Annotated in this window: 11 protein-coding genes; 1 reads left to right on the top strand and 10 read right to left on the bottom strand. The window is 68.8% G+C overall.

Annotation, left to right across the window (positions count from 1 at the left end; genetic code table 11):
• The 7 genes from VHK87_RS02700 to VHK87_RS02670 all read right to left on the bottom strand — a co-directional run.
• Window positions 1-713, bottom strand: a 713-nt coding sequence (locus tag VHK87_RS02700; protein WP_329633358.1) for an MFS transporter, incomplete at its 3' end; no start/stop codon positions are given.
• Window positions 714-856: 143 nt separating this feature from the next.
• Window positions 857-1,324 (bottom strand): SRPBCC family protein, encoded by a 468-nt coding sequence (locus tag VHK87_RS02695; protein ID WP_329633357.1) that lies wholly within the window; start codon window positions 1,322-1,324, stop codon window positions 857-859.
• A complete protein-coding gene (locus VHK87_RS02690) occupies window positions 1,321-1,659 on the bottom strand; it encodes a metalloregulator ArsR/SmtB family transcription factor (protein ID WP_329633356.1) in 339 nt (112 codons plus the stop codon). Before VHK87_RS02690 ends, VHK87_RS02695 begins: the two co-directional genes overlap by 4 nt.
• Window positions 1,659-2,039 carry a cupin domain-containing protein gene (locus VHK87_RS02685; RefSeq protein ID WP_329633355.1) on the bottom strand — a complete coding sequence of 127 codons (381 nt, stop codon included), beginning with the start codon at window positions 2,037-2,039 and terminating at the stop codon, window positions 1,659-1,661. The genes VHK87_RS02690 and VHK87_RS02685 overlap by 1 nt, the downstream gene beginning before the upstream one ends.
• Before the next feature lie 3 nt (window positions 2,040-2,042).
• A complete protein-coding gene (locus VHK87_RS02680) occupies window positions 2,043-2,504 on the bottom strand; it encodes a VOC family protein (RefSeq protein ID WP_329633354.1) in 462 nt (153 codons plus the stop codon).
• 5 nt (window positions 2,505-2,509) lie between these two features.
• Entirely contained in the window at window positions 2,510-3,028 is a 519-nt protein-coding gene (locus tag VHK87_RS02675; RefSeq protein WP_329633353.1) for a VOC family protein, read from the bottom strand.
• A gap of 64 nt (window positions 3,029-3,092) precedes the next feature.
• On the bottom strand, window positions 3,093-4,304 hold the full coding sequence (locus VHK87_RS02670; protein ID WP_329633352.1) for an ectonucleotide pyrophosphatase/phosphodiesterase: 1,212 nt from the start codon (window positions 4,302-4,304) through the stop codon (window positions 3,093-3,095).
• 145 nt (window positions 4,305-4,449) lie between these two features.
• Between VHK87_RS02670 and VHK87_RS02665 the strand changes: the two genes are divergently transcribed.
• Window positions 4,450-5,649, top strand: coding sequence for an MFS transporter (locus VHK87_RS02665; protein ID WP_329633351.1), 1,200 nt, complete (start codon window positions 4,450-4,452; stop codon window positions 5,647-5,649).
• A gap of 137 nt (window positions 5,650-5,786) precedes the next feature.
• Here VHK87_RS02665 and rplQ read toward each other — a convergent pair whose 3' ends face one another.
• The 3 genes from rplQ to rpsK form a co-directional block, all read right to left on the bottom strand.
• Entirely contained in the window at window positions 5,787-6,203 is a 417-nt protein-coding gene (gene rplQ, locus VHK87_RS02660) for a 50S ribosomal protein L17 (RefSeq protein WP_329633350.1), read from the bottom strand.
• Window positions 6,204-6,380: 177 nt separating this feature from the next.
• Window positions 6,381-7,397 carry a DNA-directed RNA polymerase subunit alpha gene (locus VHK87_RS02655; RefSeq protein ID WP_329633349.1) on the bottom strand — a complete coding sequence of 339 codons (1,017 nt, stop codon included), beginning with the start codon at window positions 7,395-7,397 and terminating at the stop codon, window positions 6,381-6,383.
• An 80-nt stretch (window positions 7,398-7,477) separates the two neighbouring features.
• Window positions 7,478-7,759, bottom strand: a 282-nt coding sequence (gene rpsK, locus VHK87_RS02650; RefSeq protein WP_329633348.1) for a 30S ribosomal protein S11, incomplete at its 5' end; no start/stop codon positions are given.

Here is a 7,759-nt window from a genome sequence, read left to right as displayed (position 1 = left end):
AGCTGGTAGAGGAACCAGATGGCGGCCAGGCTGAGGAGCTCGTGGTGGGAGCGCAGCAGCTTGAGCGAGCCCAGCGGATTGGCCCGGGACCAGTCGAACTTCTTCAGCCGCTTCTCCGGCGGATGCGACTCCGGAAGTATCAGCAGGCCGTAGAGCCAGTTCAGCGAGGTCAGGGCCGCCGCGACGTAGAACGGCAGCCGAAGGTCGATGTCGCCGAGCCAGCCGCCGAGCGCCGGTCCGCCCACGAATCCGAAGCTCATCGCCGACCCGATCCAGCCGAACGCCTTGGCCCGCTCCTCGGGCGGGGTGACGTCGGCCACATAGGCGTTGGCTGTGGGCATCGAGGCGGCGGTCAGGCCGTTGATGAACCGGCCGATCCACAGCCACATCAGGTTGGGCGCCAACGCCATCACCAGGAAGTCGATCGCCAGGCCGAACAGCGAGACCAGGAGCACCGGCCGGCGCCCGACCCGGTCGGACAGCATTCCCAGGATCGGCGCGAACACGAACTGCAGCGCCCCCCAGGTGACGGCGAACACCACGTTCCACTCGGAGGCCGAGGCGGTGTCCCCGCCGGTGAAGCTTTTGATCAGGTTCGGCAGGATCGGGATCATCAGCCCGAACGAGACCGAGTTGATCAGCGCGACCGCGAAGATGAAGCCGAAGGCCGCCTTGCGGGCGGGCGGCGAAGCGGCGGCGGTCTGCTCGGCCATGACGCTGCTCCCTGCCTTTCAGGCGCCCGCGCGCGCGGCGGGCCGCGAGCATTCCACGCGGTCGCGGCCTTGGATCAGTCTGATAACGTGCATCAGGCTTCCCTCTCGCTCAATCTGGAACAAAGCGCGAACCTGCGCAACTCTCAAGTGACGGCCGATCTCAACGAGACCAGCTGGACGCGCCAATAGTCGCCGAGCCTGGCCAACAGCACCGCGTCAGGGAACCGGTGGCGCGCGGCGCTCTCGGCCGGGACCCGGTGGTAGCCGCGGTGCTCGACGCTGACCCGCGTCTCCTCCCCCACGGCCTCGAAGCGGACTTCCACCTCGGTGTGCAGGTCCACCGGAAAGTTCGCCTGCCGCCAGCTGAACTGCAGCCGGTGCGGCGGATCCCAGGCGGTGATGCGGCCGATCTCGAACACCTTGCCGTTGTCCAGCGTCTCGATGAGGCGCCCGCCCTCCCCCGGTTCGAAGGCCAAGGTCCCCGGGGCGCGCGGCGTCGTCTGGAACAGCGGGCTCGCCCGCCACCAGGCGCCGATCTCCTCGACGAAGACCTGGAAGGCGCGCTCCGGCGCGGCCCGCACCCGCAGGGCCACGTAGACTTTGGACGTCACGAGCCGCCTTCCACGTGCCGCTTGAAGGCCAGGAGCTGCTCGCTCCACATCCGCTCGGTCTCCTCGAGCCAGCGTATCAGGTGGACCATCGGCTCCGGCCTTAGGGCGTAGATGCGCACGCGCGCGTCGAACTCGGGGTGGCTCTCCTCGACCAGGCCGCTGTCCTTCAGCGTGCGCAGGTGGCGGCTCATGGCCGGCGGGGCCAGCCCCACCTCCCGCGCCAGCTCGCCGGCGGGCCTCGGCCGCTCGCGCAGCAGCTCGACGACCTTGCGCCGGTGCGGGTCGGCCAGCGCCGACAGCGTCCGGTCCACCAGCGCGGTGTTCGCCTGCGCCATCAGGCCGGCTTGTGCTGCGTGCCGGCGCCGTAGGTGATCGCCAGCAGCCGCGTGGGCTCCGCGACCAGCGCCCGATGCCAGACGCCCGCGGGCACGATCAACGTCGAGCCCGCCTGCATCTCCTGCCGGCTCTGGCGCCCGTCCGGTTGCTCGAACAGCATGCTCATCCGCCCCTGGAGCAGCACCAGCACCTCGTCGCCGGCCGGGTGCATCTCCCAGCTCGTCCAGTCGGCGTCCCCCGCATAGACGCCGACCAGGTTCTCCTTCAGCGTCGGATTGCTCTCGATGGTCCGCCAGAAGTCCGCGTCCACCGGGTGGACGGCGACGCCGCCGCGCCCGTCCAGGCTCAGGTAGGTGGTTTCCAAGTCGAAGGCGGGCATCGGTCAGATCCGGTCCCGGGTGGTGGTGCCGTGCTTCCGGTCGAACTCGGCGTTGTCGATGCGGAACCGGGTCTCGCCGAACGACCAGACATGACCCTCGGGGTCCCGGGCGATGTAGTTGCGGTCGCCGTAGGTCTGGTCGGTCGGCTCCATCAGGATCTCAGCGCCCGCCGCCTTGGCTCTCGCGTAGTGCGCATCCACGTCCTCGCGCAGCTGGATGTGCACCGACTGGGTGTTCTTGCCGCCCAGGTCGGCGGGAGAAGCGTGATTGGGCGACCAGACATTGCCGACCCCGATCACCCCCTCGCGGTAGCCGAGTTCGGCGTGCACCAGCGTCTCGTCGGGCGCGAGCACGACGATCCGCGGCTCGAACCCGAAGGCGGTCTCCAGCCACTTGAGCGCGGCGATAGGGTCGCGGTAACAGACGCTGGACGACACCGGCGGGCGCTCTTGATCCTCGACCATGACGCTCAGCTCCTTCCGGTGTTCTGGAACTTCAGCCCGGTGGCGGCCTCCATCTCCTCGAACGAGACCTGCCGAAGCTCCTGGCGGAAGTTCCAGACGTGGCCTTCCAGGTCGAGCGCGCGGTAGGTGCGGGCGCCGTAGAACTGATCCTTCGGCTCCTCGATGATCCGCGCCCCGGCGGCCTTGGCGCGCGCGCAGTGGACGTCGATATCCCCATCCACTTCCACCCAGACGAACTGGGTGATCACATGGTCGATGCTGCTGGGCGACAGGGCCCGCGCCGGCACGTCGGTGCGGCCGACCGTCCACTCGCCCGCCACGCCGATGTTCGCGCCGCGCCAGGCCATCTCGGCGTGGGCGATGTTGCCCTCCGCATCGGTGAGCAGCGTGCTCACCTCGAAGCCGAACGCCTGCTCCAGCCATTCCAACGCCGCCCTGGGGTTTCGGTAGAAGGCGGTGGGCGTCAGCGGCGACTTGAAATCCGCGGCCGCGGCGGGCGTCGTATGCGTCACGCTTTCCGTCATCCCGCAGTTCCTTCTGTCACAGAAGAATATTTAACGCATATTAGAATTGTCTCAACAATGGAGATCAGCGGTTTTCGAGAACTCCCGTCGCCACAGGGGCTGGCGCGGTTCCGGGCTCCGGCCGCAGGCCCAGCAGGGCCATGACCAGGCCGTAGACCTCCACATTATCAATGCTGGCCAGGCGTCCCGGCCGGATGTCGGGCCCATGGCCGATGAACAGCGCCGCCATCAGCGGGTCCGCCGGATCGTAGCCGTGGGCCCCCGCGCCGACCGCCGGCCGGCTGCGGCTCATGATCAGCCAGCCGGTCCTGGCCAGGCAAAAGATCGGCGGCACGCGCCGGTGGCGTCCGTAGGCCAGCGCCGCCGGGATCTCGCCCTTGCGCCAGCAGGTCATGTTCGGATGGGAGGCCAGCAGGGCCTGCTCCGCCTCGGCCTCGCGCCCGGCCGCCGGAACCAGGCCCGCTGTCGCGCCCGTTGTCACCACCTCTGCGGCGCCGGCCGGCAGAACGTCCTCCAGCCAGGTCACCCGCTGCGGCGAGATCGGCGCCATGCCGTGGTCGGCGGCGATGACCAGGTTGGCGGCGATGTTCCGCGCCTTCAGCCCCTCCAGCAGCCGCGCGATCGCCGCATCGGTGCTGGCTAGCGACTTCGCCATCAGCGCCGAATCCGGCCCGACTGTGTGCCCCGCGGTGTCCACCTCGTCGAAGTAGAGGGTGAGGAACCTCGGCCGCCGATCCGCCGGCGCGTCCAGCCAGGCCAGCACCTGGTCGACGCGTGCGTTCGCAGGGACCTTCTGGTCGAAGGGCCGCCAATGGGTCGGCCGCACGCCGCCGATCGGCGCCTCGGATCCCGGCCAGAACATGGTGCCGGTCCGCACCCCCGCCCGCGCGGCGCTCACCCAGACCGGAACCGCGCCCTCCCACCAGCGCGCCTCGGTCACCGCGGCCTTGTTGGACATGGCGAAGCGGACGCCCGGGATCTGCGGGTCGGTCATGGTGTTGTCGACGATCCCGTGCTGGTCGGGCCGCAGCCCCGTGACCAGCGTGTAGTGGTTCGGGAAGGTGTTGGACGGAAACGACGGCCGCATCGCCGCGCTCGCCCCCTCCCCCGCCAAGCGCTTCAGCGTCGGGGTGACCCCGCGCTCCAGATAGTCGGGCCTGAAGCCGTCGATAGAAATGAGGATGACAGGCGCGCGTGGCTCCCGCGCCGGCGACGTGGCGCAGGCGGAAAGCACCAGGGCGAGCGTCAGCGCCAGGAGACGAGCGAGGGAAGTCATCCTCTACCGTAACCCGGCTCTAGCTCCCCCGCGAGCGGGCGGGGAAATCCCATAAGCCGGCGAACGTCGGGATCTTCCCCTCGCCGCTTCATCGAGGGCCGGAATGCGCCAGATGTACGGCCGCGTAGTCGCTAAGTCGGCGGCTATGACCGATCCCAGAACGGAAGACACGCCGCAACAGTCGCATCTGGAAGCAGGCAGCATCCTCTTCCTCGCGCTCGCGGCCGCTGTGGCGACGTCGACAAGCTACACCGTGCAACCCGAGCTCGGCCTCATCGCCGCTGACCTGGAGGCGTCAGTGGCCTCCACGAGCGCCGCTGCGGGTCTGCCGATCGTCGGCTATATGCTGGGCTTGGCGCTGCTGGTCCCGCTGGTCGACCGCGCTCCGGCGAACGCGTTGATCCCCGCACAGCTCGCGGCCCTTGGCGGCGCCTTGGTTCTGACCTCCGCCGCGACGTCGGTAGAAGTTTTCGGAGCGGGTCTCTTCCTGTCAGGAATCTGCGCGAGCACCGGGGCGCAGATGAGCACCCTCGCCGCGAAACACTCTCCACCCCACCGGCGGGGTCAGGCGTTGGGCGCTGTCACGGCCGGGATATCTGCAGGAATCCTCGTCGGCCGAATGGTCGGAGGCGGCCTCACCGACGCCGTCGGGTGGCGCGCGATGCTCCTCATTGTTGCGAGCACGAGTCTGCTCTGCGCCGTGCTGGGTCGGGCTCTCCTGCCCCGACGGGGCGCGCGTGCGCCCGGCTCGTGGTTGTCGGGACTTTTGTCGGCGCCGCACCTGCTGCGCACACACCCGGATTTGTTGCGTTCGGCGGCGGCCGGCGCGCTCTGGTTCTTCGCGTTCAGCTTGATCTGGGTTGGCGTCTCGCTCGCACTCGCCTTACCCCCGCACGGGCTATCTCCAACCGCCGTAGGGCTCTATTCGCTTGCCGGCCTCGCGGGCATGGCCGCCACGCCCCTCGCCGGACGCCTGGCCGATCGCTTTGGCAGTCGGCCGATCATCGTAGCAGGCCTTCTGGTCGCGTTGGTGTGTGCAATGACGATGTGGCGCGCTCTGGGCCACGCCCCGCTCTTGCTGCTCGCGCTGGCGCTCTTTGATGCAGGGCTCTTCGCCGCGCAGGTGGCCAACCAGCGGCGCGTCCTCAACATGGACCCGCTCCGTCCTGCCCAGCTGAACAGCACCTACATGGTCATCTACTTCATCGGCGGCAGCCTGGGGGCGGCGGCCGGGGGCCCCATGGTATCGACGCTTGGCTGGCCCGCAGCGGTGGGCGCAGCCGCGTTGGCGATCATCGCCGCGCCCGCCCTCTACATCCCGCGTCCCGATCCGGCGCGGGCTTGATGGTCCGCCCCTGGGGGCCTTCGCCGCAAGGTCGGCGCCGAAGGACGCTCAGGTCTTCGCCGGGGAATCGGAAAAGGGAAAAGCCCCGGAGCGTCAGCTCCGGGGCTTTCCATGTCTCGAAACAAGACCGCGCGTCCTTAGTCCTCGGCGAACGCACGCTCCTGGGTCGGGCCAGAGTCCAGGCCCTTGGCGGCCGGGTCGCGGTCGACGAATTCGATGACCGCCATAGGGGCGTTGTCGCCGTAGCGGTAGCCGGCCTTCAGCACCCGGATGTAGCCGCCGCTGCGGCCCGCGTAGCGCGGGCCGATGGTGGCGAAGAGCTTGCCCACCTGGTCCACGTCACGGACATGGCTGATGGCCTGGCGGCGGGCGTGCAGATCGCCCCTCTTGGCCAGGGTCACCAGCTTCTCGACGAAGGGCCGCAGCTCCTTCGCCTTCGGCAGGGTGGTCACGATCTGCTCGTGCTTGATCAGGCTGGCGGCCATGTTCGCGAACATGGCGGTCCGGTGGGCGGTCGTGCGACCCAGCTTGCGGTGGGCTTTCCCGTGACGCATCTCGTATCTCCTGGGCGGTATGCCCACTGGACGCCGCCGATCCTCGGCCGGACGTCTGCCTGAACAATCCCGGCGCGCTCCCGGCCGGGTCAACACGAAGCGCTGGGGCCCTCCGCCGCTGTCGCGGCCTCATTGGGCCCAGGCCGCCGAGGCGGCCTGGAGTCGGCGCAATCCGTCTTACATCTGGTCTTCGAACTTCTTGGCCAGGTCGTCGATGTTCTCCGGCGGCCAGTTGGGCACGTCCATGCCCAGGTGCAGGCCCATCCCGGCCAGCACTTCCTTGATCTCGTTCAGCGACTTGCGGCCGAAGTTCGGGGTGCGGAGCATCTCCGCCTCGGTCTTCTGGATCAGGTCGCCGATGTAGACGATGTTGTCGTTCTTCAGGCAGTTGGCCGAACGGACGCTGAGCTCCAGCTCGTCGACCTTCTTCAGCAGGGCCGGGTTGAACGGCAGCTCGGGCTTGGCCTCGCTCTCGACCTTCTTCTTCGGCTCTTCGAAGGTGATGAAGATCTGCAGCTGGTCCTGGAGGATGCGGGCGGCATAGGCCACCGCGTCAACGGGCGTCACCGCGCCGTTGGTTTCCACTTCCATGATCAGCTTGTCGTAGTCGAGGCTCTGGCCCTGGCGGGTCGGCTCGACGCGGTAGGCGACGCGCTTGACCGGGGAATAGAGGGCGTCGACGGCGATCAGGCCAATCGGGGCGTCCTCGGGACGGTTCATCTCGGCCGGGACGTAGCCCTTGCCGTTCTGGACCGTGAACTCCATCCGCACCTGCGCGCCCTCGTCGAGGGTGCAGAGCACGTGGTCGGGGTTCAGGATCTCGATGTCGCCGGGGGTCTCGATCTGCCCGGCGGTCACCGCGCCCGGGCCGTTGGCCCGCAGGGTCATGCGCTTCGGGCCTTCGGAGTGCATCCGCACGGCCAGTTGCTTGATGTTCAGGACGATGTCGACGACGTCCTCACGCACTCCTTCCAGCGAGGAGAACTCGTGGACCACGCCGTCGATCTGGACGGCGGTCACCGCAGCGCCCTGCAGCGAGGAGAGCAGCACGCGGCGCAGGCTGTTGCCCAGCGTCACGCCGAAGCCGCGTTCGAGCGGTTCGGCCACCAGGCGCGCCTTGCGGGAGGCGTCGGCGCCGAGCTCGATCTGCGGCTTCTCGGGACGGATGAGCTCGTTCCAGTTTCTTTCGATCACGGATGGGGGTCCCTTGAAACGCCGTGTCGCCGGACGGCGAGGTTGCTGTCCGGCGGTAGGGAAGTGCCGTTAGTTCGTACTCAGACGCGCCGGCGCTTGGGCGGCCGGCAGCCGTTGTGCGGGATCGGGGTCACGTCACGAATTGTGGTGATAGTCATCCCCACCGCCTGCAGGGCGCGAAGCGCGCTCTCACGGCCGGAACCCGGACCGGAGACGTTGACTTCCAGCGTCCGCACGCCGTGCTCGGCGGCCTTGCGGCCCGCGTCCTCGGCGGCCATCTGGGCGGCGTAGGGCGTCGACTTCCGCGAGCCCTTGAAGCCCATCGTGCCGGCGCTCGACCAGGAGATGGTGTTCCCCTGGGC

It is taken from the genome of Phenylobacterium sp. (assembly GCF_036263695.1).
In the GTDB taxonomy this organism is placed as follows: domain Bacteria; phylum Pseudomonadota; class Alphaproteobacteria; order Caulobacterales; family Caulobacteraceae; genus Phenylobacterium.
This window is presented reverse-complemented; position numbering and strand designations above follow the sequence as displayed.

Coding starts and splice junctions, on each gene's coding strand:
- VHK87_RS02665 (WP_329633351.1), top strand. CDS start 4,450: ATGACCGATCCCAGAACGGAAGACACGCCGCAACAGTCGCATCTGGAA.
- VHK87_RS02690 (WP_329633356.1), bottom strand. CDS start 1,659: ATGGCGCAGGCGAACACCGCGCTGGTGGACCGGACGCTGTCGGCGCTG.
- VHK87_RS02680 (WP_329633354.1), bottom strand. CDS start 2,504: ATGGTCGAGGATCAAGAGCGCCCGCCGGTGTCGTCCAGCGTCTGTTAC.
- VHK87_RS02685 (WP_329633355.1), bottom strand. CDS start 2,039: ATGCCCGCCTTCGACTTGGAAACCACCTACCTGAGCCTGGACGGGCGC.
- rplQ (WP_329633350.1), bottom strand. CDS start 6,203: ATGCGTCACGGGAAAGCCCACCGCAAGCTGGGTCGCACGACCGCCCAC.
- VHK87_RS02670 (WP_329633352.1), bottom strand. CDS start 4,304: ATGACTTCCCTCGCTCGTCTCCTGGCGCTGACGCTCGCCCTGGTGCTT.
- VHK87_RS02675 (WP_329633353.1), bottom strand. CDS start 3,028: ATGACGGAAAGCGTGACGCATACGACGCCCGCCGCGGCCGCGGATTTC.